28 protein-coding genes are annotated in these 26,616 nt (G+C 53.2%); 21 read left to right on the forward strand and 7 right to left on the reverse strand.

Features of this window, described 5'->3' with window-relative positions:
• The gene (gene nadD / locus OLG56_RS15390; RefSeq protein ID WP_001518902.1) at positions 1-642 is read left to right on the forward strand and encodes a nicotinate-nucleotide adenylyltransferase; all 642 of its coding nucleotides are present in this window, start codon (positions 1-3) and stop codon (positions 640-642) included.
• Here nadD and cobD read toward each other — a convergent pair.
• A complete protein-coding gene (gene cobD, locus OLG56_RS15395; protein ID WP_023208128.1) occupies positions 617-1,711 on the reverse strand; it encodes a threonine-phosphate decarboxylase CobD in 1,095 nt (364 codons plus the stop codon). The two genes, nadD and cobD, sit on opposite strands and share 26 nt — an antisense overlap.
• Before the next feature lie 96 nt (positions 1,712-1,807).
• Between cobD and OLG56_RS15400 the strand changes: the two genes are divergently transcribed.
• The 11 genes from OLG56_RS15400 to lipA all read left to right on the forward strand — a co-directional run bounded on the left by OLG56_RS15400 (position 1,808) and on the right by lipA (position 12,613).
• Positions 1,808-2,416 carry an adenosylcobalamin/alpha-ribazole phosphatase gene (locus tag OLG56_RS15400; RefSeq protein WP_001241918.1) on the forward strand — a complete coding sequence of 203 codons (609 nt, stop codon included), beginning with the start codon at positions 1,808-1,810 and terminating at the stop codon, positions 2,414-2,416.
• Between the two features lie 328 nt (positions 2,417-2,744).
• Positions 2,745-3,062, forward strand: a complete 318-nt coding sequence (gene rsfS, locus OLG56_RS15405) for a ribosome silencing factor (RefSeq protein WP_001161670.1) — start codon at positions 2,745-2,747, stop codon at positions 3,060-3,062.
• Between the two features lie 3 nt (positions 3,063-3,065).
• On the forward strand, positions 3,066-3,533 hold the full coding sequence (gene rlmH, locus OLG56_RS15410) for a 23S rRNA (pseudouridine(1915)-N(3))-methyltransferase RlmH (protein WP_000776107.1): 468 nt from the start codon (positions 3,066-3,068) through the stop codon (positions 3,531-3,533).
• 30 nt (positions 3,534-3,563) lie between these two features.
• The gene (gene mrdA / locus OLG56_RS15415) at positions 3,564-5,465 is read left to right on the forward strand and encodes a peptidoglycan DD-transpeptidase MrdA (protein WP_000828700.1); all 1,902 of its coding nucleotides are present in this window, start codon (positions 3,564-3,566) and stop codon (positions 5,463-5,465) included.
• Between the two features lie 2 nt (positions 5,466-5,467).
• On the forward strand, positions 5,468-6,580 hold the full coding sequence (mrdB, locus tag OLG56_RS15420) for a peptidoglycan glycosyltransferase MrdB (protein ID WP_000131713.1): 1,113 nt from the start codon (positions 5,468-5,470) through the stop codon (positions 6,578-6,580).
• Between the two features lie 10 nt (positions 6,581-6,590).
• The gene (gene rlpA / locus OLG56_RS15425) at positions 6,591-7,724 is read left to right on the forward strand and encodes an endolytic peptidoglycan transglycosylase RlpA (RefSeq protein ID WP_001529015.1); all 1,134 of its coding nucleotides are present in this window, start codon (positions 6,591-6,593) and stop codon (positions 7,722-7,724) included.
• Positions 7,725-7,863: 139 nt separating this feature from the next.
• Positions 7,864-9,075: a D-alanyl-D-alanine carboxypeptidase DacA gene (dacA, locus tag OLG56_RS15430; protein WP_000858711.1), complete on the forward strand. Its 1,212-nt coding sequence runs from the start codon at positions 7,864-7,866 to the stop codon at positions 9,073-9,075.
• Between the two features lie 107 nt (positions 9,076-9,182).
• The gene (gene ybeD / locus OLG56_RS15435) at positions 9,183-9,446 is read left to right on the forward strand and encodes a DUF493 family protein YbeD (protein WP_000850547.1); all 264 of its coding nucleotides are present in this window, start codon (positions 9,183-9,185) and stop codon (positions 9,444-9,446) included.
• 99 nt (positions 9,447-9,545) lie between these two features.
• The gene (gene lipB / locus OLG56_RS15440; RefSeq protein ID WP_000284012.1) at positions 9,546-10,187 is read left to right on the forward strand and encodes a lipoyl(octanoyl) transferase LipB; all 642 of its coding nucleotides are present in this window, start codon (positions 9,546-9,548) and stop codon (positions 10,185-10,187) included.
• Between the two features lie 301 nt (positions 10,188-10,488).
• Complete coding sequence (locus OLG56_RS15445) at positions 10,489-11,442, forward strand: YbeF family transcriptional regulator (protein ID WP_001282817.1); 954 nt, start codon at positions 10,489-10,491, stop codon at positions 11,440-11,442.
• Between the two features lie 205 nt (positions 11,443-11,647).
• Positions 11,648-12,613: a lipoyl synthase gene (gene lipA, locus OLG56_RS15450; RefSeq protein WP_000042640.1), complete on the forward strand. Its 966-nt coding sequence runs from the start codon at positions 11,648-11,650 to the stop codon at positions 12,611-12,613.
• Positions 12,614-12,698: 85 nt separating this feature from the next.
• Here the strand turns inward: lipA and tatE are convergent, their stop codons facing one another.
• Together tatE and OLG56_RS15460 are read right to left on the reverse strand one after the other, a co-directional pair.
• Positions 12,699-12,902: a twin-arginine translocase subunit TatE gene (gene tatE, locus OLG56_RS15455; protein WP_000503938.1), complete on the reverse strand. Its 204-nt coding sequence runs from the start codon at positions 12,900-12,902 to the stop codon at positions 12,699-12,701.
• A gap of 128 nt (positions 12,903-13,030) precedes the next feature.
• Positions 13,031-13,819 carry a deaminated glutathione amidase gene (locus OLG56_RS15460; RefSeq protein ID WP_079822221.1) on the reverse strand — a complete coding sequence of 263 codons (789 nt, stop codon included), beginning with the start codon at positions 13,817-13,819 and terminating at the stop codon, positions 13,031-13,033.
• A 90-nt stretch (positions 13,820-13,909) separates the two neighbouring features.
• Between OLG56_RS15460 and crcB the strand changes: the two genes are divergently transcribed.
• Complete coding sequence (gene crcB / locus OLG56_RS15465) at positions 13,910-14,293, forward strand: fluoride efflux transporter CrcB (RefSeq protein WP_000939753.1); 384 nt, start codon at positions 13,910-13,912, stop codon at positions 14,291-14,293.
• A 58-nt stretch (positions 14,294-14,351) separates the two neighbouring features.
• Here crcB and cspE read toward each other — a convergent pair whose 3' ends face one another.
• Positions 14,352-14,561, reverse strand: a complete 210-nt coding sequence (gene cspE, locus OLG56_RS15470; RefSeq protein WP_000034826.1) for a transcription antiterminator/RNA stability regulator CspE — start codon at positions 14,559-14,561, stop codon at positions 14,352-14,354.
• A 187-nt stretch (positions 14,562-14,748) separates the two neighbouring features.
• The gene (gene pagP / locus OLG56_RS15475) at positions 14,749-15,321 is read right to left on the reverse strand and encodes a lipid IV(A) palmitoyltransferase PagP (RefSeq protein ID WP_001623090.1); all 573 of its coding nucleotides are present in this window, start codon (positions 15,319-15,321) and stop codon (positions 14,749-14,751) included.
• 378 nt (positions 15,322-15,699) lie between these two features.
• Between pagP and dcuC the strand changes: the two genes are divergently transcribed.
• Entirely contained in the window at positions 15,700-17,085 is a 1,386-nt protein-coding gene (gene dcuC / locus OLG56_RS15480) for an anaerobic C4-dicarboxylate transporter DcuC (RefSeq protein WP_000958619.1), read from the forward strand.
• A gap of 53 nt (positions 17,086-17,138) precedes the next feature.
• Here the strand turns inward: dcuC and dpiA are convergent, their stop codons facing one another.
• Both dpiA and dpiB read right to left on the reverse strand, forming a co-directional pair.
• Entirely contained in the window at positions 17,139-17,819 is a 681-nt protein-coding gene (gene dpiA, locus OLG56_RS15485) for a two-component response regulator DpiA (protein ID WP_000138778.1), read from the reverse strand.
• Entirely contained in the window at positions 17,788-19,449 is a 1,662-nt protein-coding gene (gene dpiB / locus OLG56_RS15490) for a sensor histidine kinase DpiB (protein WP_023224058.1), read from the reverse strand. The genes dpiA and dpiB overlap by 32 nt, the downstream gene beginning before the upstream one ends.
• Before the next feature lie 385 nt (positions 19,450-19,834).
• On the opposite strand from dpiB, the gene citC reads away from it, so the two are divergent.
• From citC to citT, 7 genes are read left to right on the forward strand one after another with little or no spacing between them, the layout of a single operon-like run.
• Positions 19,835-20,911: a [citrate (pro-3S)-lyase] ligase gene (gene citC / locus OLG56_RS15495; protein ID WP_061377200.1), complete on the forward strand. Its 1,077-nt coding sequence runs from the start codon at positions 19,835-19,837 to the stop codon at positions 20,909-20,911.
• Positions 20,908-21,204, forward strand: a complete 297-nt coding sequence (citD, locus tag OLG56_RS15500; protein WP_000700685.1) for a citrate lyase acyl carrier protein — start codon at positions 20,908-20,910, stop codon at positions 21,202-21,204. The genes citC and citD overlap by 4 nt, the downstream gene beginning before the upstream one ends.
• Positions 21,201-22,109 carry a citrate (pro-3S)-lyase subunit beta gene (citE, locus tag OLG56_RS15505; protein ID WP_000622342.1) on the forward strand — a complete coding sequence of 303 codons (909 nt, stop codon included), beginning with the start codon at positions 21,201-21,203 and terminating at the stop codon, positions 22,107-22,109. Before citD ends, citE begins: the two co-directional genes overlap by 4 nt.
• A 9-nt stretch (positions 22,110-22,118) precedes the next feature.
• Entirely contained in the window at positions 22,119-23,648 is a 1,530-nt protein-coding gene (citF, locus tag OLG56_RS15510) for a citrate lyase subunit alpha (RefSeq protein ID WP_000192323.1), read from the forward strand.
• A 3-nt stretch (positions 23,649-23,651) separates the two neighbouring features.
• Positions 23,652-24,203, forward strand: coding sequence for a citrate lyase holo-[acyl-carrier protein] synthase (gene citX, locus OLG56_RS15515; protein WP_023215214.1), 552 nt, complete (start codon positions 23,652-23,654; stop codon positions 24,201-24,203).
• Entirely contained in the window at positions 24,175-25,071 is an 897-nt protein-coding gene (gene citG, locus OLG56_RS15520) for a triphosphoribosyl-dephospho-CoA synthase CitG (protein WP_000982652.1), read from the forward strand. Before citX ends, citG begins: the two co-directional genes overlap by 29 nt.
• Before the next feature lie 37 nt (positions 25,072-25,108).
• Positions 25,109-26,572, forward strand: a complete 1,464-nt coding sequence (gene citT, locus OLG56_RS15525; RefSeq protein WP_000059039.1) for a citrate/succinate antiporter CitT — start codon at positions 25,109-25,111, stop codon at positions 26,570-26,572.
• Positions 26,573-26,616 lie beyond the last annotated feature (44 nt).

The following is a 26,616-nucleotide window of genomic DNA, read 5'->3' on the forward strand; positions in this document are numbered from 1 at the left end:
ATGAAATCGTTACAGGCTTTATTCGGCGGCACCTTTGATCCGGTGCATTATGGACATCTTAAACCTGTTGAAACGCTGGCGAATCTGATCGGCTTATCGCGGGTGATTATTATGCCTAACAATGTGCCGCCGCATCGCCCCCAGCCGGAAGCTTCCAGCGCGCAGCGTAAATATATGCTGGAGCTGGCTATCGCCGATAAGCCGCTTTTTACGCTGGATGAACGCGAGCTACAGCGAAACGCGCCCTCTTACACTGCGCAAACGTTGAAAGCATGGCGCGAAGAACAGGGTCCCGAAGCGCCGCTGGCGTTTATTATCGGCCAGGACTCTCTGCTTAACTTCCCCACCTGGCATGATTACGACACCATCCTTGATAACACTCACCTGATCGTTTGTCGTCGTCCGGGCTATCCCCTTGAAATGACGCAGGCGCAACACCAGCAGTGGCTGGAACAGCATCTGACCCATACGCCGGACGATCTGCACCAGTTGCCAGCCGGTAAAATTTACCTGGCGGAAACGCCCTGGCTTAATATCTCCGCAACCCTCATCCGCGAACGGCTGGAAAAAGGCGAATCCTGCGACGATCTGTTGCCGGAAAACGTGCTGAACTACATCAATCAGCAGGGGCTATACCGGTAAGCACATTGCGCAGCGCCGACAGCAGACGCTCGTTTTGCGCAGCGCTGCGTATCGCCACACGATAATAGCGGCTGTCCAGCCCCGGGTAGTTAGCGCAGCTACGGATTAAAATCCGCTGCGTCAGCAACCGTCGCTGCAGATCAATATCCTCTCGCTCACAGCGTAGCAACAGATAGTTTGCCCGCCCGGGATAGACCGTCAGCAGGGGGAGCTGACAAAGCGCCTGATAAAACCGGGCGCCCTCCTCCCGTAACCAATGCCAGGTCGCCTGTTGCCAGGCGCTATCCTGTAACGCTACCTCACCGGCAAGCGCCGCCAGCGCGTTAACCGACCACGGCATTTGTTGGCGACGCATCCGCGCCACCGCCGCGTCATCGCTGTTGACGAGATATCCCAACCGCAGGCCGGGAATGGCATAAAATTTGGTCAGCGAACGCAGCACCCAGATATGCGGATTATCTTTAAGAGCAGGAATAAAGCCCGTCTCATGCGGAATAAAATCGATAAACGCTTCATCCAGGATCAGGTTAATGTTCAGCGATTTGCAGCGATCGGCAATGGCCTGTAATAACTGCCGCTCCGGCAGCAGGCCGGTAGGATTATTGGGCGTACACAGAAACAGGCAGTCCAGATCGGGCGTCAACGCCTCAAGAATGGCATCGGTAAGCTGCCAGCCATCCGCTTCGCGTAGAGACCAACGACGAATTTCACAGCCACTTTGCGCCAGCGCCCGGCCATACTCCGCGAAACCTGGCGTGACAATCATTGCACGACGCGGTTTAAGACCGCTCGCCACGGTAAAGATTGACTCCGTCTCGCCATTTCCCGCCAGTATCCACGATGCCGGCACCTGATGATGACGCGCCAGCGCCTGGTGCAAATGAAAATAATCGGCGTCCGGGTAGCGCTCAATGCAGTCCAGATTGTCGATAAGCGCGCGTTTCACGCTGACAGGCATACCCAGCGGATTAATGTTTGCGCTAAAATCCAGTAACTGGTCAGGCGAGATGCCCAACACCGTCGCGGCTTCCCGAATATTACCGCCATGCGCGCTGTTGAATAACGCCATTATGCCTCCGGCCAAAAAATGCTATTTTAGTGAAAAAAACGTTGCGCAATCAGGGGCATTATCATGTTTTGCGCATTTAACCTCATGAGGAATACCATGCGATTGTGGCTGGTGCGTCATGGCGAAACCGAGGCCAATGTCGCCGGGTTGTATAGCGGACATGCTCCCACGCCGTTAACGGAAAAAGGGATTGGCCAGGCGAAAACGCTACATACTTTATTGCGCCACGCGCCATTTGACCGGGTGTTATGCAGCGAGCTGGAGCGCGCGCGCCATACCGCCCGGCTCGTACTGGAGGGCCGGGATACGCCGCAACACATCTTACCTGAGCTTAATGAGATGTACTTCGGCGACTGGGAAATGCGCCATCACCGCGACCTCACCCATGAAGATGCCGAAAGCTATGCCGCCTGGTGTACGGACTGGCAGAATGCGGTTCCGACCAATGGCGAGGGTTTTCAGGCTTTTACCCGGCGCGTAGAGCGCTTTATCTCGCGACTCGACGCGTTCAGCGATTGCCAGAACCTGCTGATCGTCAGCCATCAGGGCGTACTCAGCCTGTTGATTGCCCGTCTGCTCGCGATGCCCGCCGCCTCGCTATGGCATTTCCGGGTAGAACAGGGATGCTGGAGCGCAATCGACATATGCGAAGGGTTCGCCACCCTGAAAGTATTAAATAGTCGTGCCGTCTGGCGGCCTGAGTGATGAATTTTCCGTTTTTTCTCGCCGCAGCGGTTTCGCCCATTGACAGCCCCCGACAGGCTGTTATTCTCCGCAGCCAGGCTTTTTTCACCTTGCAGAGCTTTGCAGAAATTGTTTTACAAAAATGGCGATGCTTTCTGTGACGTGGGATGGGATGATAATCTGGTTTTAAACGCCGATCCGGCGACATAAGTCCCGGTATCGCCGCTGATTCAGGTATACTACACGGCGTCCCGCCGGAAGGTTAGCGTTAACTCGCAACGCCTTACCGGTCCAGCCTGTTGGCCTTTTTTCTATCGTTATAACGCAATTATTCACCCAGGGGGAAAACTTGCAGGGTAAAGCACTCCAGGATTTTGTTATCGACAAAATTGATGACCTGAAAGGTCAGGACATCATCGCCTTAGATGTTCAGGGTAAATCCAGTATCACCGACTGTATGATTATTTGTACCGGCACCTCCAGCCGTCACGTTATGTCTATTGCCGACCACGTGGTGCAGTCGTCGCGCGCGGCCGGTATGTTGCCGTTGGGCGTCGAAGGCGAAAATGCGGCTGACTGGATTGTCGTCGATCTGGGCGATGTGATTGTGCATGTCATGCAGGAAGAAAGTCGCCGCCTGTATGAACTGGAAAAACTCTGGAGTTAATGCGTGAAGCTGCAACTTGTCGCTGTCGGCACGAAGATGCCCGACTGGGTTCAAACGGGATTTACGGAATATCTGCGTCGTTTTCCGAAAGATATGCCCTTTGAGCTGATCGAAATCCCTGCGGGCAAACGCGGCAAGAACGCGGATATCAAACGCATTCTCGACAAAGAGGGCGAGCAGATGCTGGCCGCCGCCGGTAAGAATCGCATTGTTACCCTGGATATTCCAGGCAAGCCGTGGGATACGCCGCAGTTAGCCAATGAGCTGGAGCGCTGGAAACAGGACGGGCGCGACGTCAGTTTGCTGATTGGCGGCCCGGAAGGATTATCTCCCGCCTGCAAAGCGGCAGCGGAACAGAGCTGGTCGCTCTCGGCGTTAACGCTCCCTCACCCACTGGTTCGGGTTCTGGTCGCGGAGAGTTTGTACCGGGCGTGGAGCATCACAACCAACCACCCTTATCACCGTGAGTGATCGTGAAGTCTTGAGAAGATTAAGCAGCGGATGAAACGACAAAATTCTTTTCGTGACTATACGGCTGAGTCCGCACTGTTTGTGCGTCGGGCGCTGGTCGCCTTTTTGGGTATTTTGCTGCTGACCGGCGTACTGATCGCCAATTTGTATAATCTGCAAATCCTTCGTTTTACCGATTACCAGACCCGCTCGAACGAAAACCGTATCAAGCTGGTGCCAATTGCGCCAAGCCGCGGGATAATCTACGACCGTAACGGCATTCCCCTTGCGCTGAACCGCACTATCTATCAGATTGAAATGATGCCGGAAAAGGTGGATAACGTTCAGCAAACGCTGGATGCGCTACGCAGTGTGGTCGATTTAAACGACGACGATATCGCCGCCTTTAAAAAAGAGCGCGCCCGATCCCATCGCTTTACTTCTATTCCGGTGAAAACAAACCTGACGGAAGTTCAGGTCGCGCGCTTTGCCGTCAACCAGTACCGTTTTCCGGGCGTTGAAGTCAAAGGCTATAAACGCCGCTATTATCCATACGGATCGGCGCTGACCCACGTTATCGGCTACGTATCGAAAATCAATGATAAAGACGTCGAGCGTCTCGACAGAGAAAACAAACTGGCAAACTACGCCGCCACCCATGACATCGGCAAGCTGGGCATTGAGCGCTACTATGAAGATATTCTGCATGGGCAAACCGGTTATGAAGAGGTTGAAGTCAACAACCGCGGCCGCGTCATTCGCCAGCTCAAAGAGGTGCCGCCGCAGGCCGGACACGATATCTACTTGACGCTGGATCTCAAGCTCCAGCAGTATATTGAAACGCTGCTGGCAGGCAGTCGCGCGGCGGTGATTGTCACCGATCCGCGTACCGGCGGCGTGCTATCGCTGGTCTCCATGCCAAGTTACGACCCTAACCTTTTCGTGGATGGCATCTCCAGCAAAGATTACTCCGGGCTGCTTAACGACCCGAACACGCCATTAGTGAACCGCGCGACTCAGGGTGTCTACCCACCCGCTTCTACCGTTAAGCCTTACGTCGCCGTATCGGCGTTAAGCGCTGGCGTCATCACCCGTAACACCAGTCTTTTCGACCCTGGCTGGTGGCAGTTGCCGGGGTCTGAGAAACGCTACCGCGACTGGAAAAAATGGGGCCACGGGCATCTGAATATCACCAAATCCCTTGAAGAGTCGGCGGATACCTTCTTCTATCAGGTGGCCTATGACATGGGAATCGACCGCCTGTCAGAATGGATGGGTAAGTTTGGCTATGGGCACTATACCGGAATTGATCTCGCAGAAGAGCGCTCAGGTAATATGCCGACCCGCGAGTGGAAACAGAAACGCTTTAAAAAACCGTGGTATCAGGGCGATACGATTCCGGTGGGCATCGGCCAGGGTTACTGGACGGCAACGCCGATTCAGATGAGTAAGGCGCTGATGATCCTTATTAACGACGGTGTAGTTAAAGTCCCGCACCTGTTAATGAGCACCGCGGAAAACGGTAAACAGGTGCCGTGGGTACAGCCGCATGAGCCGCCGGTGGGCGATATTCACTCCGGCTACTGGGAAATTGCGAAAGATGGCATGTATGGCGTCGCCAACCGCCCTAACGGCACGGCGCATAAATATTTTGCCAGCGCGCCCTATAAAATCGCGGCGAAGTCGGGCACCGCGCAGGTCTTTGGCCTGAAGGCCAACGAAACGTACAATGCGCATAAAATCGCCGAGCGCCTGCGCGACCATAAATTGATGACCGCCTTTGCGCCGTATAACAATCCCCAGGTCGCCGTCGCGATCATCCTTGAAAACGGCGGCGCAGGCCCGGCAGTAGGCACGATCATGCGCCAAATCCTTGATCACATCATGCTGGGCGACAACAACACCCATTTGCCTGCGGAAAACCCGGTGGTTGCAGCGGCGGAGGACCAATAATCATGACGGATAATCCGAACAAAAAAACCTTCTGGGATAAAATTCATATCGATCCCACGATGCTACTCATTCTGCTGGCGTTACTGGTTTATAGCGCGTTGGTCATCTGGAGCGCCAGCGGCCAGGACATCGGCATGATGGAGCGTAAAATCGGTCAGATTGCGATGGGGCTGGTGGTCATGGTGGTGATGGCGCAGATCCCGCCGCGCGTGTATGAAGGCTGGGCGCCCTATCTCTATATCATTTGTATCATTTTGCTGGTCGCCGTTGATGCCTTCGGCGCAATATCCAAAGGCGCGCAGCGCTGGCTCGATCTGGGAATCGTTCGCTTTCAGCCTTCGGAAATAGCCAAAATCGCCGTGCCGCTGATGGTCGCCCGCTTTATTAACCGTGACGTCTGCCCGCCCTCGCTGAAAAATACCGCCATCGCCCTGGTATTAATCTTTATGCCTACCCTGCTGGTCGCCGCCCAGCCGGACCTGGGGACGTCTATTCTGGTCGCCCTTTCCGGTCTCTTTGTCCTATTTTTGTCTGGTCTGAGCTGGCGCTTAATTGGGGTCGCCATTGTATTGATCGCTGCATTTATTCCTATTTTGTGGTTTTTCCTGATGCACGATTACCAACGCCAGCGCGTCATGATGCTCCTTGATCCGGAGACCGATCCGCTGGGCGCGGGCTATCATATTATTCAGTCTAAAATCGCCATTGGCTCAGGCGGCCTGCGCGGTAAAGGCTGGCTCCACGGCACCCAGTCGCAGCTGGAGTTTTTACCCGAACGCCATACCGACTTTATCTTCGCGGTACTGGCGGAAGAGCTCGGTCTGGTGGGCATCCTGATTCTGCTCGCGCTCTATATTTTGCTGATAATGCGCGGTCTGTGGATTGCCGCCAGAGCGCAAACTACATTTGGTCGCGTGATGGCTGGCGGATTAATGTTAATATTATTCGTTTATGTCTTCGTAAATATTGGTATGGTGAGCGGTATTCTGCCTGTGGTTGGAGTACCTTTACCCCTGGTCAGCTACGGGGGCTCCGCACTGATTGTGCTGATGGCCGGGTTCGGGATTGTGATGTCGATCCACACCCACAGAAAAATGTTGTCGAAAAGCGTATAAGGGGTGCGCAATGCGTAAGCAGTTGCCTGTAATCTGCGTCGCGGCAGGGATAGTACTACTCGCGGCATGTACTAATGACGGCGGTCAGCAGCAAACCACCGTCGCGCCGCAACCTGCGGTATGTAATGGTCCGACTGTGGAAATCAGCGGAGCGGAACCGCGTTATGAACCTCTGAATCCGACCGCAAACCAGGATTATCAGCGTGACGGTAAAAGTTATAAAATCGTTCAGGACCCGTCCCGCTTTAGCCAGGCTGGCCTGGCCGCTATTTATGATGCGGAACCCGGCAGTAATTTAACCGCCTCCGGGGAGATGTTCGATCCGATGCAGCTTACCGCCGCCCATCCGACACTGCCTATCCCCAGCTATGCGCGAATCACCAACCTGGCCAACGGTCGCATGATCGTCGTGCGTATTAACGATCGCGGCCCCTATGGCACCGATCGGGTCATCTCCCTGTCCCGCGCAGCGGCGGATCGTCTGAATACCTCGAATAATACTAAAGTACGGATTGACCCCATTATCGTGGCGCCGGATGGTTCGCTCTCCGGCCCGGGGATGGCCTGTACGACGGTGGCGAAACAGACCTACGCTCTGCCCCCGCGCCCTGATTTAAGCGGCGGAATGGGAAGCGCCTCTTCAGCGCCTGCGCAACCGCAAGGCGACGTGCTTCCGGTCAGCAATGCCACGTTGAAAAGTGACGATACCACCGGCGCGCCGGTGAGCAGCAGCGGCTTCCTCGGCGCGCCGACCACGCTGGCGCCTGGCGTGCTGGAGGGTAATGAACCGACGCCGGCGCCACAGCCAGCGCCGGTTTCCGCGCCGGTGACGGCTCCAGCGACTGCGACGCCGGTTAGCGCGCCTGCCGCCACGGCCCCGGTATCTGCCCCGGTGAGCGCGCCTGTCGCCGCGGCGAGCGGCCGTTTCGTCGTCCAGGTCGGCGCCGTCAGCGATCAAACGCGTGCGCAGCAGTACCAACAGCGTTTAAGCCAGCAGTTCAGCGTACCAGGACGCGTAATACAAAACGGCGCGGTCTGGCGTATTCAACTGGGGCCTTTTGCCAGTAAAGCCGAAGCCAGCGCGTTACAGCAACGTTTGCAAACAGAAGCACAATTACAGTCCTTTATCGCCAGCGCGCAGTAACCGATCGCAGGTATCTGTACTGTCAATTTCTGTAAATGACATTAACAAAGTCACGCGGAAAGTCAGATGCCTGCCAGTTATGCTTTTGCTATAGTAGGGCTCTTTTTTTAATTTCATCACGGACGTCGTAGTTCAGACCATGAAGACCACTTTTTCCGCTCGTTTTATGCAGCGCATGGCGCTCACCACGGCGCTTTGTGCCGCGTTTATCTCAACCGCACATGCCGATGACCTGAATATCAAAACTATGATCCCGGGTGTTCCGCAGATCGATGCGGAATCCTACATCCTGATCGACTACAACTCCGGTAAAGTTCTGGCGGAACAAAACGCCGACGAACGTCGCGACCCGGCGAGTCTGACGAAGATGATGACCAGTTACGTCATCGGACAGGCAATGAAAGCGGGTAAATTTAAAGAAACCGACCTGGTTACCGTCGGTAATGACGCCTGGGCCACCGGCAATCCGGTATTTAAAGGCTCCTCGCTGATGTTCCTCAAGCCGGGAATGCAGGTACCGGTCTCTCAGTTGATACGCGGCATCAATCTGCAATCCGGCAATGACGCCTGTGTGGCAATGGCTGATTTCGCCGCCGGTAGCCAGGATGCTTTCGTCGGGCTGATGAATAGCTATGTGAACGCGTTAGGGCTGAAAAATACCCACTTCCAGACCGTACACGGCCTGGACGCCGACGGACAATACAGTTCAGCTCGCGATATGGCGCTGATTGGTCAGGCGTTAATTCGCGATGTGCCTAACGAATATGCCGTTTATAAAGAAAAAGAGTTCACCTTTAACGGCATTCGCCAGTTAAACCGTAACGGTCTGCTGTGGGATAACAGCCTGAATGTGGACGGCATCAAAACCGGCCATACCAGCAAAGCGGGCTATAATCTGGTCGCTTCCGCAACCGAAGGCCAGATGCGATTGATTTCCGCCGTGATGGGCGGACGGACCTATAAAGGCCGTGAAACAGAAAGCAAAAAACTGCTGACGTGGGGCTTCCGTTTCTTTGAAACCGTTAATCCGCTGAAGGCTGGTAAAGAGTTCGCCTCTGAACCCGCCTGGTTTGGTAATACCGATCGCGCCTCGCTGGGCGTCGATAAAGACGTTTACCTGACGATCCCTCGCGGTCGCATGAAAGATTTGAAAGCGAGCTATGTACTGAATACCGCAGAACTGCACGCGCCGCTGCAGAAAAACCAGGTGGTCGGCACCATCAACTTCCAGCTGGACGGTAAAACCATCGAGCAGCGTCCGCTGGTCGTACTGCAAGAGATCCCGGAAGGGAACTTCTTCGGTAAAATCATTGATTACATTAAATTAATGTTCCATCACTGGTTTGGATAAAAATTGAACGCTTGAAAGTGTGATTTTCGTCCCCATATACTATGCATCAGTAAAACTCCCGCCTTGTGGCGGGAGTTGTTATTTTTTTACGTAATGCCGGAGCTGACATGAAAACCAAACTTAACGAACTGCTTGAATTCCCTACGCCATTTACTTACAAAGTAATGGGGCAGGCGTTACCTGAGCTGGTTGATCAGGTGGTTGAAGTGGTACAGCGCCATGCGCCTGGTGATTACTCTCCGACGGTAAAACCGAGCAGCAAAGGCAACTACCACTCGGTCTCTATCACCATTAATGCCACCCATATTGAACAGGTTGAAACGCTGTACGAAGAACTGGGCAATATTGATATCGTGCGAATGGTATTGTAATACATCCAGACGGTTACCCGGTCTTATCCGGGTAACTCCCCGCCTCCCCCGCTGTGATATACTTTCCTCTCTTTTTTCATTCTCTACGGAGATGCCGTTTTGTATCAGGATAAAATCCTTGTCCGCCAGCTCGGCCTTCAGCCCTATGAAGCTATCTCTCAGGCCATGCATAACTTTACCGATATGCGCGATGAAAACAGCCATGATGAAATCTGGTTGGTTGAGCATTACCCGGTGTTTACCCAGGGCCAGGCCGGTAAAGCGGAACATATATTGATGCCTGGCGATATTCCCGTTGTGCAGAGCGATCGTGGAGGACAGGTGACCTATCATGGTCCGGGCCAACAGGTAATGTACGTTTTACTTAACCTGAAACGACGTAAACTGGGCGTGCGTGATTTAGTCACCCTACTTGAACAGACCGTGGTGAATACGCTGGCTGAAATTGGTATTGAGGCGCATCCGCGCGCCGATGCGCCGGGCGTCTATGTGGGTGAAAAGAAAATCTGCTCGCTGGGTTTACGTATCCGTCGCGGCTGCTCATTCCACGGTTTAGCGCTAAACGTTAACATGGATCTTTCTCCTTTCCTACGTATCAACCCGTGTGGTTATGCCGGCATGGAAATGGCTAAAATAACGCAGTGGAAGAAAGACGCTACCACAGATAATATTGCGCCCCGCTTGCTGGCGAATATTTTAGCTCTGCTAAATAATCCACCGTATGAATATATTGCTGCTTAATGCGTAAAATATAATGGCCCAAGAAATTTATGGGTCATTAATCATATATGATTTGAATGCTTTACTTCTCCCCCCGCTTTCTATATTTTCGTTATATCCCTGCTGTAGCCGCCAGGCGGCATGGCCTCTTCAGTCCTCATGATGAGGAATTTTCCGTGAACAAAATCCCGGCCTTGCTGTTACTTATCTTATTGAAATGACTTAAAATACATTCATAAGAGTAATTTTAAAACCAACTCATAAATGCAAAATATACTATTTCATCTATTATTCATAATACGAATGAATTCGGAGCCAGAGCGTGAGTGATAATAATCAGGCAGAAAGACAACCGGCCGATCAACATCTACAAGACAAACCGCAAATTTTCAGAACACTGAGAAATATTGACCTCAATCTGTTGACGATTTTCGAGGCCGTATATGTCCATAAAGGGATCGTCAATGCCGCGAAAATTCTTAACCTGACGCCGTCAGCCATCAGCCAGTCCATTCAAAAATTACGGACTATATTTCCCGATCCGCTGTTTATTCGCAAAGGCCAGGGCGTAACGCCCACGACGTATGCTACGCATCTGCACGAATACATCAGCCAGGGGCTGGAATCTATTCTTGGCGCCCTGGATCTTACGGGCAGCTACGATAAGCAGCGTACCATTACAATTGGCACGACGCCTTCGGTCGGCGCGCTAGTGATGCCGATTATTTACCAGGCCATCAGGCCGCGTTATCCTCAGCTTTTGCTGCGCAACATTCCGGTAGACGATGCCGAAAGCCAGCTTAGTCAGTTTCAGACCGATCTCATTATCAATACCCATAGCTATAACAACCGGAGCATCCAGCATCACGTCCTGTTTAGCGATACGCTTGAGATTGTCTGCCGCCAGCATCACCCATGTCTGGCGAACGCCATTACTGAAGAGAGACTGAACAGCGCGGATCACACCTTTCTGATGCTGGAGGGACAACATCTTTCCCTACTGCGCCAGCGACTGCAGGAGACATTTCCCGATCAGCAAATCAGTTTTAGCAGCTACAATATTTTTACCATTGCCTCGCTGATCGCCAGCAGCGATCTGCTGGGACTGATGCCCACCCGCTTCTACGACTTATTTAGCCGCTGCTGGCCGCTTGAACGCCTTCCCTACGCGCCGGTGAATAGTGAACAGGTCGAGTTCTCGCTGCATTACAATAAACTGAGTCTGCGCGATCCGGTGCTGGAAAACGTCATTGATATCATTCGTGAGGCGTTCTGACAAAAATGTTGCATTCAGGTCACGGAAGATATGGGCAAACAGCACAAAACAACAACTATTTTACATTTTGCCGGGCTGTCAGGCTGCTTTATGGCCCTTATCAATGATATACTGCGTGTCACAAATTCAAAAATAGTTGATAAATACAACTTTCCCTTGAATTGAAACGCTTTCCTTCGTTATTCGCAACTGGAACACGCACGCTATGAGTAAACCCATTGTGATGGAACGCGGTGTAAAATACCGCGATGCCGATAAGATGGCTCTTATCCCGGTTAAAAATGTGGTCACAGAGCGCGACGCTCTACTACGTAAACCGGAATGGATGAAAATAAAACTTCCGGCGGATTCTACCCGTATCCAGGGCATCAAAGCCGCAATGCGCAAAAATGGCCTGCATTCTGTCTGCGAGGAAGCGTCTTGCCCAAACCTGGCTGAATGTTTCAACCACGGCACCGCTACGTTTATGATCCTTGGCGCCATTTGCACTCGCCGCTGTCCGTTCTGTGATGTCGCCCATGGCCGCCCCGTTGCGCCGGATGCGGAAGAGCCGCAGAAACTGGCGCAAACGATCGCCGACATGGCGCTACGCTATGTGGTCATCACCTCTGTCGACCGTGACGATCTGCGTGACGGCGGCGCCCAGCATTTTGCTGACTGCATCACCGCTATCCGTGCCAAAAGCCCGGAGATAAAAATAGAGACCCTGGTGCCAGACTTCCGTGGACGTATGGATCGCGCGCTGGATATTCTTAACGCGACGCCGCCGGATGTGTTTAACCACAACCTGGAAAACGTGCCGCGTATTTACCGCCAGGTTCGTCCGGGCGCCGATTACAACTGGTCGCTGAAATTACTGGAACGCTTCAAAGAAGCGCACCCGGAAATTCCGACAAAATCGGGCCTGATGGTGGGCTTAGGCGAAACCAATGCGGAAATCATTGAGGTTATGCGCGACTTACGCCGTCATGGCGTCACCATGCTGACGCTTGGTCAGTATCTACAGCCAAGCCGCCATCACCTGCCGGTACAGCGTTATGTCAGCCCGGAAGAGTTTGACGAGATGAAAGCGGAAGCCCTGGCGATGGGCTTTACCCATGCCGCCTGTGGCCCCTTTGTACGTTCTTCGTACCATGCTGATCTCCAGGCCAAAGGCATGGAAGTGAAATGATCGTGTAATAGACGCTTACATTTCAGGCAAAAAAAACCGGCAACTTGCCGGTTTTTTTACTCTGCGGAGCAAGCGCATCGCGCTATTACTCTTTGTGCGAGAGTTTTTCAGCCTGAACGCTACCGTCGACGTCTTTCTTAACGCCCGCGTCTTCATCGTTCATTGCTTTCTTGAATCCTTTAATCGCCGTGCCCAGGTCTCCGCCCAGCGTACGTAACTTCTTGGTACCAAACAGCAGAACAACCAGTGCGGCAACCACCAGCAGTTTGGTAATACTAATCTCACCCATAGATACCTTCTTCACTAAAAACAGGCTGCGTAACGCGCCGGATTAACCTGAGAATATTAACGGTCTTTCGACGCGCGCACACAATAGCAATCTGTAACAAGGTGAATCAAGCTTTGCGTAAAAAAACATCATAATAATTGCGGTGGCGCAAATCGTCGTTGCTGCAAAAGAGGAAGTTGCTCCCGCACCTGGTCTATTCGTTCTCTGAATATTTCCGCGACGATCAGCGCCGGACGATCGGCTGCTGCGGCTATCGCTACCCCCAACGGATCGATAATACGACTTTGACCAATATTACGATTACCACACTCCCCGGCCGCAATCATATAGCAGGTGGTATCCAGCGCTCTCGCCGCCAGCAGCGTCGACCACTGCTGCTCTTTCAACGGGCCGCGAACCCAGCCCGTCGGCAGCGCCAATACGTCAGCCCCCTGTAAAGCCAGCGCTAGCGCCATGTCAGGAAAGCGCAGGTCATAACAGGTCATAAGCCCCACCTTAACCCCCTCCACGTCCAGCACAGGCGCGATAGCGGTTCCGGCATCAATACTTTGGGATTCTTGCATCGAAAACGCATCATAGAGATGCAGCTTCGCGTAACGCGCGACAATGTGACCTGCCCGTAGCGCCACCAGCATATTAACCGCCCGTCCAGGCGTTGACGGGACAAGGATAGTGAATATCGTCGTCATATTATTATGAGCGCTTTCTTCCTGAAGCCGCGTCATAAACGCGCCATCCAGCGGCTGCGCGGCGCGAATCGGCAGGTCAAGGTCGATGTCATCTCGCGCTAATATCCCCTCAGGCAGCACCAGAAGCGATACGCCGCGGCCCGCCGCCTGAGCCATTAACGAAACGCAAACTTGCGCATTCTTTTCCCATACAGAACTCACCACAAACTGCCCGGCTGCAACGAACATATCCCCTCCCACACCTCTGTCAGGACTCGCCAATTATGCGTGTTCGGCGTTACACTCCTCCTGTATAGCAATTAAATAAAGGATTCGGCAGTGTTACAGCTTCTTTTAGCAGTTTTTATCGGCGGTGGAACGGGGAGCGTAGCCCGGTGGATGCTAAGTATGCGTTTTAATCCGCTTCATCAGGCGATTCCCATCGGTACGCTAACAGCAAATTTGCTTGGCGCGTTTATTATCGGCATGGGGTTCGCCTGGTTTAACCGCATGACACATATCGATCCGATGTGGAAAGTGCTCATTACGACCGGCTTTTGCGGCGGCCTGACGACCTTTTCTACTTTTTCTGCTGAAGTGGTATTCTTGCTGCAAGAGGGGCGCTTTGGCTGGGCGCTGCTGAATGTGCTGATTAACCTGTTGGGTTCGTTTGCCATGACAGCGCTGGCATTCTGGCTATTTTCCGCCGCAGCGGCGCGTTAAGCGCAAAAAAAAACCCGCCGAAAGGGCGGGTTTTGAAATCTTGCTGTCGGACGTATGCTTACAGAGCAGTTACGTTTGCAGCGGAAGGGCCTTTGGCACCGTTAGTGATTTCGAACTCTACGCGCTGACCTTCAGCCAGAGTTTTAAAACCATTGGTCTGGATTGCAGAGAAGTGTACGAACACGTCTTTGCTGCCATCTTCCGGAGTAATGAAACCGAATCCTTTGGATTCATTAAACCACTTAACGTTACCTTTAATCTTAGACATCAAAATTACCTTTACATGAAAAATAGACACAAATGCTGTGTCGGATACCAGTACAACAATTGTGATGCATTTTGTCCAGTCGAACTTTGCGAAAAAGTGATAAATATCGCGTTAATTTTTAGCTAACCCTGTCTACTTATTGTTTTTTAAGTCTTTTTTATTCACAACTGAAGAATGCCCTTCCCCGTCAAAACTGGAAACGCATCCAGGCGAAATAGACGTTTCCGTTGTTATACGAACCCGGAATGTAGGTCATCTGAAAGGTAGCGGGACCATAGCCTATCGACGCTAAAGGCAACAGTACAGGGATGGGAATATAATTCCAGTTGTCGCGCGCGGTAACGCCTGCGGTAAAGCCCAGTCCCAGACGAAAATTATCGTCTTCCAGCGGTCGCCAGGTTTTTTCCCAGCCATAACCGCCTATGGGTTCCCATTTGTTAAATGAATCTTTAAAGGCCATCATATAGAGGCCATGCCAGTTGCCTTTGTCGTCCCAGCGCGACTGACCAAAACCAACGCCCCACGGCCGCTCGTTATAGCGATCCGTTTTCTCTTTATCGTAGGCAAAGCGCGCATGCCAGGTAATGGCGGGGACATACAAATCATAATGCTCAGGCTGTCGCCACGTTTCTGCGACGTTATCGGTAAACGTGTTAAACCACCCTTTATCCGCCGCAGAGACTGAAGGAATAGCCAGCCATGGCATAACAAGGAGAGCAATAATAAGAAAATACTTTCTGATAATCATCACAACAGCCATACCGTTCAAAAATTCGACCGTGATAATAACAACATTAACCTGAATAAAATCTTAACAGACTATAAACAGAGAATAATCTGAGAAAGTATCGGGTTAACGGCGTTTGATTTAGCACTCAGAACCGTCGCGCTCTCCTTACTAAGTTTTCACAAAAAACACAAAACAAAGCACAACAAACAAAACAATGAAATAACAATAAATTAATACTTATAGCGCTACAGAAAATTCGTATAAGCATATTTCATCTTTAGCGATGACATGAAAAAATAACCGCGCCGTGATTTTAATCAGTAAGGCGCCATCCTTTATTCGGTACATTTTTATACCACTTTTGTGGTTCTTATTTTTACTCTGGGTGTCGATAAGACAGGGGAAACAATGCTAACAGTTATAGAGCTCCTTATCGGAGTCGTCGTTATTGTGGGTGTAGCGCGCTACATCATTAAGGGATATTCCGCCACTGGCGTTTTATTTGTCGGCGGTCTGGTTCTGCTTATTATCAGCGCACTGATGGGGCATAAGGTATTACCTGCCAGCGAAACCAGTACCGGCTATACCGCAACAGATATTGTTGAATACATCAAAATTTTGCTTATGAGTCGCGGCGGCGATCTTGGCATGATGATCATGATGCTGTGCGGCTTTGCCGCTTATATGACGCATATCGGCGCGAATGATATGGTCGTGAAGCTGGCGTCGAAACCTTTACAGTACATAAACTCGCCCTACCTGTTGATGATTGCCGCCTATTTTGTCGCCTGCCTGATGTCGCTGGCCGTCTCTTCCGCGACGGGGCTTGGCGTACTGCTCATGGCTACTCTCTTCCCGGTGATGGTCAACGTCGGCATTAGCCGCGGCGCGGCGGCGGCTATTTGCGCCTCTCCGGCCGCCATCATCCTCTCGCCAACGTCTGGCGATGTGGTTTTAGCCGCAAAAGCGGCGGAGATGCCGTTAATCGATTTCGCGTTCAAAACCACGCTGCCGATTTCCATCGCCGCAATTATCGGTATGGCGATTGCGCACTTTTTCTGGCAACGCTATCTGGATAAAAAAGAGAACATTTCACATGAGATGCTGGACGTTGCGGAGATTACCACCACGGCCCCGGCGTTTTATGCCCTTTTGCCGTTCACGCCCATTATCGGCGTACTGATTTTTGACGGTAAATGGGGGCCGCAGTTGCACATTATTACCATTCTGGTGATCTGTATGCTGCTGGCCGCCGTGCTGGAATTCGTGCGCGGCTTCAACACGCAAAATGTGTTTTCCGGCCTGGAAGTGGCTTATCGCGGCATGGCGGATGCGTTTGCCGGCGTCGTGATGCTGCTGGTCGCGGCGGGCGTTTTCGCCCAGGGGCTGAGCACCATTGGCTTTATCCAAAGTCTGATCTCGATTGCCACTTCTTTTGGCTCCGCCAGCATTATTCTGATGCTGGTATTAGTGATTTTAACCATGCTGGCCGCGATGACCACCGGTTCAGGCAATGCGCCTTTTTACGCCTTTGTTGAGATGATCCCTAAACTGGCGCACTCCTCCGGCATCAACCCAGCCTATTTATCCATCCCAATGCTGCAAGCCTCAAACCTGGGGCGCACGATTTCGCCGGTCTCCGGCGTGGTGGTCGCTGTCGCCGGGATGGCTAAAATATCACCGTTTGAAGTGGTGAAGCGCACGTCCGTTCCGGTCATCGTCGGTCTGTTGATCGTCATTATCGCCACGGAAATTATGGTGCCAGGCGCCTCTTCCGCCGTTACTGGCGGCTGATAGCCGGTAAGCCGGGGCGAGGGAAAACATCGCCCCGGCATCTTAAACCAGGCTTAGCCGCCGTGGTAAATACGCTGCGGCCTGCCCACTTTGCCATGAATAATCTCTGCGACAATCAGGTGCTGACTCGCGCAATATTCCAGGTAACGTCGGGATGTGGTGCGGCTTATCGTTAAGGCCTGCGCAACCGTTTCAGCCGTATGGCGTACGGTTGGATCGGCAAACAGCTTCATCACCGCATTAAGGGTTAAGGCATCAATACCGGTCGGCAAATCCCCTTTCGGTTCGCCGCGCGCATAGGCGTTGAACATTTCATCTATCTGCTTCTGGCTTGCGCTATCCGCGCTCGCCAGCATACGTCTGCGCTGTTGATAGCGGGTCAGCGTCTGTCCCAAACGTTCATAAGCAATAGGTTTGACCAGATAATCAAACGCGCCGCTACGTACCGCTTCCGCTACCGTCTCCATGTCACTGGCGGCGGTCGTAAACACGACGCCGCCGGGATAGCGCGACTGCATTAATTCATGCAGCAGCGTAATCCCCTTCCCATCCGGCAGATAATTATCCAACAGAATTAATCCAGGTTTGAACCGGTCAATCATCATTCTCGCCTGCGCCAGATTGCCCGCCAGCCATATCTGCTTAAAGCCAGGAATATGGCGGATATATTCTGCGTGCATCTCCGCCAGCAGCGTTTCATCCTCAACGATCAATAGGGTTAATGGTTCTGTCATCGTTTTTTTTCACTTTCGGAAGGAATAAAGAAAATAAGGTGCCACAAGGATCATTGTCTTCCAGCGTAATGACCCCGCCACAGCGCCCCACATAACTTGCAATCAGATATAACCCGATACCATGCTCACCGGGTTCGTCGGTTCGGGTACTTACGCCCTGTTCAAAAATTTTTTCCCGCAGCGCTTCAGGAACGCCGCAGCCCTGGTCGGCGACCTCTATCACCACCTCGTCGCCCTCATCGCTCAGGAAAAGTTCGATGGTATTGTCGCCTTCCTGTGTACGTAAACTCGCCTCAAACGCGTTATCCAGCAGATTCCCGACGATGGCGGCGAACTCCGTGCTATCCAGCCCCTCCGGCAGTTGATGTAGCTGGCTGCCGGGAACAATCACCATCTTGAGCCCCAGTTCACGCGCGCGCTGAACTTTGCCAAACAGCAAACCGGCCACCTGACGATCGGCGAAGGCGCCGCGTAAACTATCAATAAGTTGCTGCTGCGCCTGCGACTCACCCTGCACCATCTCTCTGACCCGATCATACTCCTTCATTTGCAGCAGGCCGTTCAGAGTCGACATCCAGTTCAGGTGCTCATGGCGTAGCGTGCGCAGGCTCTCAACATACTGTTTAATCTGGGTTAGCTGCGCGTTCAACGTCGCGATTTCATCTTTGCTGCGAAAACTAATAATAGCGCCCAGCAACTCCTCGCCGGAACGGATAGCTTCACGATTGGCGATGACGCTCAGGCCATTGAAGTTGGCCATCACGTCCTGGCGTCTTTCTGCGATCTGGCAGGTAAAAAAGTCTGCCGGATTGACGACTTCCGCTATCAGCTTGCCCAGCCACTGACGCCCCGGCGACGGCAGCCCCAACATTTTTCTCGCATTGCGGTTAATCGCGGTGATATGTCCCTCCGGATCAACGGCGATCAGCCCTTCATAAACCGAGCTAAACAACGCCTCCTGCTGGCGTACCACGCGCGCAATCTGTTTCGGCTCCATGCCCAGCATTTGTCGGCGGATATGCGCGGCGAAAAACCAGGAAAGCAGCATTAATACCACCAGCAACAGGACAAAAACCCCCGCCATCGGTAATAAGAAGTCCAGCCGCCAGGAGTCGATTTTACTGACCAGATAGCCAATTGAAACAACGCCGATCACGTTGCCTTCGTTGTCAAAGATAGGCGTTTTGGCGCGCATCGCCATCCCTATTGAGCCCTTACCGGTAATGAAATAACTTTCTCCTCTTTCCAGCGCGCCGGGTTTCGTAAACTGCATGGGATAGCCGATTTTTTCCGGATTCGGATGGTAAAGCCGGATCGAGTGGCGATCGCCTATCACCACATAGTCAAAATCCGTCCCGCGCTGCAGTTTATTCGCAATTATCGCCAGGCGTTTATAGTCCCGGTTTTTTACGGCAGCGATAATGCTGTCGTTAGAAGCAATAATTTTTGCCTGATTCATCGCCATATCACGAACATGGGACGCCAGATAATCTTCGAAACTGGCAGACAAATATTGTGCTAACGCTGCCACGATGAAAACAGAAACCACCAGAATGAGCAGAAAAATACGTAACGGAAACGCGAGTTGCCGAAAAAAAGGAAACAGCTTTTTATTTTTCTGATAGGACATTAAGGTTCCTTATGGGTATTTCTCTGCAGATTTATCGCAAATGTAATAAAAATGTTTTGAGCATCTTGAAGCCTATAAAAACCAATCGTTACAGATTCCCCACATTAAATCAATTAAACAACTAAAACCCATCGCCGGAATGGCGATTAAATTAATTAAAAAACTTAAAACCATAAAACACTTAAAAACCATCTAACGCTTTGTGAAATAAATCAAAATTTACCACCAAAATACTCCTTACGATGTATACGTCAGTGAGAAAAAATAAATAACTCGTCATAAAAATAGTCCTACTCTGACTGAAAAGAAAAAGTTATCAAGTTGCAACACAGCGCAACATATACAGAAAAGTGGCAACAAGCATATCACCAGGATATTTCTTACTATGTTTGGCAATAATGTATTCACTCGGGTAAAACGCTCTGAAAATAAAAAAATGGCGGAGATCGCTCACTTTCTCAAAGAGAATGATTTAAGCATCGATACCACTGTAGAGGTGTTTATTACCGTCAGCCGTGATGACCGTCTTATTGCCTGCGGCGGTATTGCCGGAAATATCATTAAATGCGTGGCCATTAGCGAATCAGTACGCGGCGAAGGCTTAGCGTTAACGCTGGCGACGGAATTGATTAATCTCGCCTGGGAGCGGCACTGCACCCATCTTTTTATTTATACCAAAACGGAATACGAAGCGCTGTTTAAACAGTGCAGCTTTTCGACGATAGCCAGCGTCCCCGGCGTGATGGTCTTAATGGAAAATAGCGCGACCCGGTTGAAACGGTATGCGGAATCGCTGGCGACATTACGTCACGAGGGAAAGAAAATTGGCTGTATTGTGATGAACGCCAATCCTTTCACGAACGGCCATCGCTATCTGATCCAACAGGCGGCTGCACAGTGCGACTGGCTGCATCTGTTCCTGGTCAAAGAAGATACGTCACGCTTTCCCTATGAAGACCGACTCGATCTGGTTCTTAAAGGGACCACCGATATCCCGCGCTTAACCGTTCACCGCGGCTCCGAATACATTATCTCTCGGGCAACGTTCCCCTGCTATTTCATTAAAGAGCAGAGCGTTATTAATCACTGTTATACCGAAATCGACCTGAAGATTTTCCGCCAGTATCTGGCGCCCGCGCTTGGCATCACACACCGCTTTGTCGGTACGGAACCATTTTGTACCGTTACCGCCCAGTATAACCTTGATATGCGTTTCTGGCTGGAGACGCCAACGCTTCCCGCCCCACCCATTACGCTGGTGGAAATAGAGCGGCTTTGCTTCCAGGAGACGCCGATATCCGCCTCCTGGGTACGCAAGCTGCTGGTTAAACACGATCTCACGGCTATCGCGCCGCTGGTTCCCGACGCCACCCTGCGCTATTTGCAGGGCATGGTCGAACGCCATCCGGGCAGCGCGGCAGCCCGTCAAAAGTCCCCCGTATTAGCAACAGGTGAAAAATGAAAATAAACCAGCTAGCCGTCGCAGGCACGCTTGAGTCCGGCGATGTGATGATACGCATTGCGCCGCTTGATACGCAGGATATTGACCTGCAAATCAGCAGTAGCGTTGAAAAACAGTTTGGCGAGGCCATTCGCGCCACCATCCTGGAGGTGCTTTCTCGCTACGACGTGCGCGGCGTACAACTGAACGTCGATGATAAAGGCGCTCTGGACTGCATTTTGCGCGCCCGACTGGAAACGCTACTGGCGCGCGCCAGCGGTATTGCCGCTCTGCCCTGGGAGGACCGCCAATGATTTCCGCCTCTCTGCAACAACGTAAAACCCGCACCCGCCGCAGTATGTTATTCGTACCGGGCGCCAACGCGGCGATGGTGAGCAATTCGTTTATCTATCCGGCCGACGCGCTGATGTTCGACCTGGAAGACTCCGTTGCATTACGCGAAAAAGACGCGGCGCGCCGTCTGGTATATCACGCGCTGCAACACCCGCTTTACCGTGACGTCGAAACCATCGTCCGCGTGAATGCGCTGGACTCCGAATGGGGCGTCAACGATCTGGAAGCGGTCGTGCGTGGTGGCGCGGACGTGGTGCGTTTACCGAAAACCGACACCGCACAGGACGTCATTGATATCGAAAACGAAATTCTGCGCATTGAAAACGCCTGCGGTCGCGAACCGGGCAGTACCGGCCTGTTAGCCGCCGTGGAGTCGCCGCTGGGTATTACCCGCGCGGTAGAAATCGCCCACGCCTCTGAACGGTTGATCGGGATTGCGCTGGGCGCGGAAGACTATGTTCGTAACCTGCGCACCGAACGCTCTCCGGAAGGCACCGAACTGCTGTTCGCCCGCTGCGCCATTTTGCAGGCCGCGCGTTCCGCCGGCATTCAGGCCTTCGATACCGTCTATTCCGACGCCAACAACGAAGCCGGTTTCCTGCAAGAAGCCGCCCACATTAAACAGTTGGGCTTTGACGGTAAGTCACTGATCAACCCCCGCCAGATAGAGCTGCTGCACAACCTTTATGCGCCGACGCGTAAAGAGGTCGCCCATGCGCGTCTGGTCGTTGAAGCCGCAGAAGCCGCCGCCCGCGAAGGTCTTGGCGTCGTTTCCCTTAACGGCAAGATGGTCGACAGCCCGGTGATTGAACGCGCCCGTCTGGTGCTCTCCCGTGCAGAACTTTCCGGTATTCGCGAAGAATAAGGCAAAACAATGACGCAGAAAAATGAATCTCAACGCCAGGATCGCGTAGCAGCCTGGAGCCGCCACGCTGAAAGCGAACTGAGCGCTTACCAAAGTGCGGCAAAATTGGATCTACAAGCGCAAAAACCGCGCGACCACAAACTGTGCGCCAGCCTGGAAGAGGCCATCCGCCGTTCCGGTTTACGCGACGGCATGACGCTCTCTTTTCACCACGCGTTTCGCGGCGGCGATCTAACGATTAACCTGGTGATGGAAACCATCGCGAAGATGGGCTTCAAAAACCTGACCCTGGCCTCCAGTTCGCTAAGCGACTGCCATGCGCCGCTGGTTGAACACATTCGTAACGGGGTGGTCAGTCGCATCTATACGTCAGGCTTGCGCGGCCCGCTGGCGGAAGAAATTTCTCGCGGCCTGCTGGCTGAGCCGGTTCAGATTCACTCCCACGGCGGTCGTGTACATCTGGTACAAAGCGGCGAACTCAATATTGATGTTGCGTTTCTTGGCGTGCCCTCCTGCGATGAATTCGGTAATGCTAACGGTTATACCGGCAAGGCCTGCTGCGGTTCACTGGGCTACGCGATGGTGGATGCCGACAGCGCGAAACAGGTCGTAATGCTGACGGAGCAACTGCTGCCGTATCCGCATAACCCGGCAAGCATCGCTCAGGATCAGGTTGATCTGATTGTGCAAATCGAAGAAGTCGGTGATGCAAACAAAATCGGCGCTGGCGCGACCCGCATGACCACTAATCCGCGTGAACTGCTGATCGCCCGCAGCGCGGCGGAAGTCATTGCTCACTCCGGCTACTTCAACGAAGGTTTCTCCCTGCAAACCGGCACTGGCGGCGCGTCGCTGGCGGTCACCCGCTTCCTGGAAGACAAAATGCGTAGCCGCAACATTGTGGCTAATTTCGCGCTGGGCGGTATCACCGCCACCATGGTCGACCTGCATGAAAAGGGCTTAATCCGCAAACTGCTTGACGTTCAGAGCTTCGATCGTAACGCTGCGCAATCTTTGGCCCGCAACCCGAACCATATCGAAATCAGCGCTAACCAGTACGCCAACTGGGGCTCTAAAGGCGCTTCCGTCGACCGTCTGGACGTGGTGGTGCTGAGCGCGCTGGAAGTAGACACCCACTTCAATGTTAACGTGCTGACCGGCTCCGACGGCGTTCTACGCGGCGCGTCCGGCGGTCACTGCGATACCGCCGTCGCGGCGGCGCTGTCCATCATCGTCGCGCCGCTGGTGCGCGGTCGCATCCCAACGCTGGTTGATAACGTCACCACCTGCGTCACACCAGGCTCCAGCGTTGACATTCTGGTCACCGATCACGGTATCGCCGTCAATCCGGCGCGTCCGGAGCTGGCTGAACGCCTGAAAGCCGCGGGAATGAAAGTGGTATCGATTGAGTGGCTGCGCGAACGCGCGCAACTGCTTACCGGTCAGCCCCGCCCTATCGAATTCACCGACCGCGTGATTGCTGTCGTGCGTTATCGCGACGGTTCAGTGATCGATGTGGTGCATCAGGTGAAGGAATAAGCCATGCGCCTGTTTCCTGAACTCGCCACCTGTCACGACGTTTCTATTCCTGAGCTGCTCGCCAGCCGGGATGAGAGACAAGCAAGACAGCGCGCCTGGCTAACGCGCCACGCCACTCCACTGGTCTCCTTTACCGTGGTGGCGCCAGGCCCGATAAAAGACAGCGCGTTAACCCGCCGGATCTTTAATCACGGCGTGACTGCCCTGCACACGCTGGCAGAAGAGTATGGCTGGACCATCCGGGAGCAGGCTGCACTGGCTTCCGCCAGCGGGCCGGAAGGGCTGCTGGCGATTGACGCGCCCGCTCAGGCGCTCAAACAGGCGACCATCACGCTTGAACAGCGTTATCCACTGGGGCGCCTGTGGGATATCGATGTCCTGACGGCGGAAGGCGAAATACTCTCCCGCCGCCATTTCGCGCTTCCCGCTCGCCGCTGTCTGCTGTGCGGGCAAAGCGCGGCTGAATGCGCGCGGGGTAAAACCCACGCGCTGACTGATTTACTGACTCATATGGAGGCGCTGCTGCATGATGCCGATTCCCGCCAACCCGACTAACGCCTCCATTCAGCCTCAGTCGCTGTATGACGCCTGGGCCGATTTGGCCTGGCGCGCTATGCTGACCGAGGTAAATTTATCGCCAAAACCCGGTCTGGTAGACCGACTAAACTGCGGCGCGCACAAAGATATGGCGCTGGCGGATTTTCACCGCAGCGCGGAGGCGATTCGACACTGGCTGCCGCGCTTTATGGAATATGGCGCCAGCTGCACGCGCCTGCCGCCAGAGTCAGTTCTGGCGGGCCTGCGTCCATTGGGGATGGCCTGTGAAGCAGCGATGTTTCGCGCAACGGCGGGCGTCAATACCCATAAAGGCAGCATTTTCTCGCTGGGGTTACTGTGCGCCGCCATTGGCCGCCTGTATCAGCTACGCCAGCCGATCGCCGCAGAAACACTCTGCGCTACCGCCGCCGATTTTTGCCGCGGCCTGACCACGCGCGAACTGCGCCAGAACAACCTACAGCTCACCGCAGGTCAGCGGTTGTATCAGCAACTGGGATTAACCGGCGCGCGCGGCGAAGCGGAAGCAGGCTATCCGCTGGTCATCCGCCACGCGTTGCCGCACTACCGCGCATTGCTGGCGCAGGGGCGCGATCCCGAACTGGCGCTGCTTGATACCTTACTGCTGCTGATGTCGCTTAACGGCGATACCAACGTCGCGTCGCGCGGCGGGGCGGACGGTCTGCGCTGGTTACAGCAGCAGGCGGCTTTCTTATTACATCAGGGCGGCATACGGACGCCTGACGATCTCGTTTATCTCCACCGGTTCGATCAGCAATGCATTGAACGCAATCTCAGCCCAGGCGGTAGCGCCGATCTGCTGATCGTGACCTGGTTTTTAGCGCAAATTTCGCAAGTTAATCATTAACACAATTATAGAAAATATCCTTTCCGGAGAGTCATTTATGTCTTTATCCAAAGATAATATATGGAAGTTGTTGGCCCCATTAGTGGTGATGGGCGTCATGTTGCTAATTCCTGTTCCAGATGGTATGCCGCCGCAGGCCTGGCACTATTTTGCGGTTTTCGTCGCGATGATTGTCGGTATGATCCTGGAGCCGATCCCGGCGACAGCGATCAGTTTTATCGCCGTAACCATTTGCGTTATCGGCAGCAATTACCTGCTATTTGACGCTTCAGAACTGGCCGATCCGGCGTTTAACGCCAGTAAACAGGCGCTGAAATGGGGGCTTGCCGGTTTCTCCAGCACCACGGTCTGGCTGGTTTTCGGCGCGTTTATTTTCGCGCTGGGCTACGAAGTGACCGGGCTGGGGCGCCGCATTGCGCTGTTTTTGGTAAAATTCATGGGTAAACGCACGCTGACGCTCGGCTATGCGATTGTCATTATCGATATTTTGCTGGCGCCATTTACTCCCTCCAATACGGCTCGTACCGGCGGGACTGTCTTCCCGGTCATCAAGAACCTGCCGCCGCTGTTTAAATCGTTTCCAAACGATCCTTCCGCACGCCGCATCGGCGGTTATTTGATGTGGATGATGGTGATCAGTACCAGCCTGAGCTCTTCGATGTTTGTCACTGGCGCGGCGCCAAACGTGTTAGGTCTGGAGTTCGTCAGCAAGATCGCCGGCGTCCAGATTAGCTGGCTGCAGTGGTTTCTCAGCTTTCTGCCGGTAGGGATTATTTTACTGATCGTTGCGCCGTGGCTCTCCTATGTGCTTTATAAACCCGAAGTGACCCACAGTGCGGAAGTCGCAGCCTGGGCTGGCGGCGAGTTAAAAAACATGGGGCGTCTGTCCCGCAAAGAGTGGACGCTGATTGGCCTGGTGCTGCTTAGCTTAGGATTGTGGGTTTTTGGTGGAAAAATCATCAACGCCACTGCCGTGGGTCTGCTGGCCGTCTCGCTGATGCTGGCGTTGCATGTTGTGCCGTGGAAAGACATTACGCGCTACAACAGCGCCTGGAACACCCTGGTGAACCTCGCTACGCTGGTGGTCATGGCCAATGGCTTAACCCGCTCCGGCTTTATTGACTGGTTCGCCAATACCATGAGTACGCATCTGGAAGGTTTCTCGCCGGATGCAACCGTCATTGTACTGGTACTGGTGTTCTATTTCGCGCACTATCTGTTCGCAAGTCTTTCCGCTCACACCGCGACCATGCTGCCGGTTATTCTGGCGGTGGGTAAAGGCATTCCGGGCGTTCCGATGGAACAACTGTGTATTCTGCTGGTGCTGTCTATCGGTATCATGGGCTGTCTGACGCCGTATGCCACCGGCCCTGGTGTGATTATCTACGGCTGCGGTTACGTGAAATCCAAAGACTACTGGCGGCTTGGCGCAATCTTTGGCGTTATCTATATCGCGATGCTGTTGCTGGTGGGCTGGCCGATTCTGGCAATGTGGAATTAAACATTACACCAACGTAGGTTAAAAATGATGCCGTTCAGGTTCAC

This window comes from Salmonella sp. 2018103, from assembly GCF_026247685.1.
In the GTDB taxonomy this organism is placed as follows: domain Bacteria; phylum Pseudomonadota; class Gammaproteobacteria; order Enterobacterales; family Enterobacteriaceae; genus Salmonella; species Salmonella enterica.

Bases quoted from the DNA above. Each gene is read 5' to 3' on its own strand.
- nadD (WP_001518902.1), top strand. From the start codon at position 1: ATGAAATCGTTACAGGCTTTATTCGGCGGCACCTTTGATCCGGTGCAT.
- cobD (WP_023208128.1), bottom strand. From the start codon at position 1,711: ATGGCGTTATTCAACAGCGCGCATGGCGGTAATATTCGGGAAGCCGCG.
- OLG56_RS15400 (WP_001241918.1), top strand. From the start codon at position 1,808: ATGCGATTGTGGCTGGTGCGTCATGGCGAAACCGAGGCCAATGTCGCC.
- mrdA (WP_000828700.1), top strand. From the start codon at position 3,564: ATGAAACGACAAAATTCTTTTCGTGACTATACGGCTGAGTCCGCACTG.
- mrdB (WP_000131713.1), top strand. From the start codon at position 5,468: ATGACGGATAATCCGAACAAAAAAACCTTCTGGGATAAAATTCATATC.
- rlpA (WP_001529015.1), top strand. From the start codon at position 6,591: ATGCGTAAGCAGTTGCCTGTAATCTGCGTCGCGGCAGGGATAGTACTA.
- dacA (WP_000858711.1), top strand. From the start codon at position 7,864: ATGAAGACCACTTTTTCCGCTCGTTTTATGCAGCGCATGGCGCTCACC.
- ybeD (WP_000850547.1), top strand. From the start codon at position 9,183: ATGAAAACCAAACTTAACGAACTGCTTGAATTCCCTACGCCATTTACT.
- lipA (WP_000042640.1), top strand. From the start codon at position 11,648: ATGAGTAAACCCATTGTGATGGAACGCGGTGTAAAATACCGCGATGCC.
- tatE (WP_000503938.1), bottom strand. From the start codon at position 12,902: ATGGGTGAGATTAGTATTACCAAACTGCTGGTGGTTGCCGCACTGGTT.
- OLG56_RS15460 (WP_079822221.1), bottom strand. From the start codon at position 13,819: ATGTTCGTTGCAGCCGGGCAGTTTGTGGTGAGTTCTGTATGGGAAAAG.
- cspE (WP_000034826.1), bottom strand. From the start codon at position 14,561: ATGTCTAAGATTAAAGGTAACGTTAAGTGGTTTAATGAATCCAAAGGA.
- pagP (WP_001623090.1), bottom strand. From the start codon at position 15,321: ATGGCTGTTGTGATGATTATCAGAAAGTATTTTCTTATTATTGCTCTC.
- dcuC (WP_000958619.1), top strand. From the start codon at position 15,700: ATGCTAACAGTTATAGAGCTCCTTATCGGAGTCGTCGTTATTGTGGGT.
- dpiA (WP_000138778.1), bottom strand. From the start codon at position 17,819: ATGACAGAACCATTAACCCTATTGATCGTTGAGGATGAAACGCTGCTG.
- dpiB (WP_023224058.1), bottom strand. From the start codon at position 19,449: ATGTCCTATCAGAAAAATAAAAAGCTGTTTCCTTTTTTTCGGCAACTC.
- citC (WP_061377200.1), top strand. From the start codon at position 19,835: ATGTTTGGCAATAATGTATTCACTCGGGTAAAACGCTCTGAAAATAAA.
- citD (WP_000700685.1), top strand. From the start codon at position 20,908: ATGAAAATAAACCAGCTAGCCGTCGCAGGCACGCTTGAGTCCGGCGAT.
- citE (WP_000622342.1), top strand. From the start codon at position 21,201: ATGATTTCCGCCTCTCTGCAACAACGTAAAACCCGCACCCGCCGCAGT.
- citF (WP_000192323.1), top strand. From the start codon at position 22,119: ATGACGCAGAAAAATGAATCTCAACGCCAGGATCGCGTAGCAGCCTGG.
- citX (WP_023215214.1), top strand. From the start codon at position 23,652: ATGCGCCTGTTTCCTGAACTCGCCACCTGTCACGACGTTTCTATTCCT.
- citG (WP_000982652.1), top strand. From the start codon at position 24,175: ATGATGCCGATTCCCGCCAACCCGACTAACGCCTCCATTCAGCCTCAG.
- citT (WP_000059039.1), top strand. From the start codon at position 25,109: ATGTCTTTATCCAAAGATAATATATGGAAGTTGTTGGCCCCATTAGTG.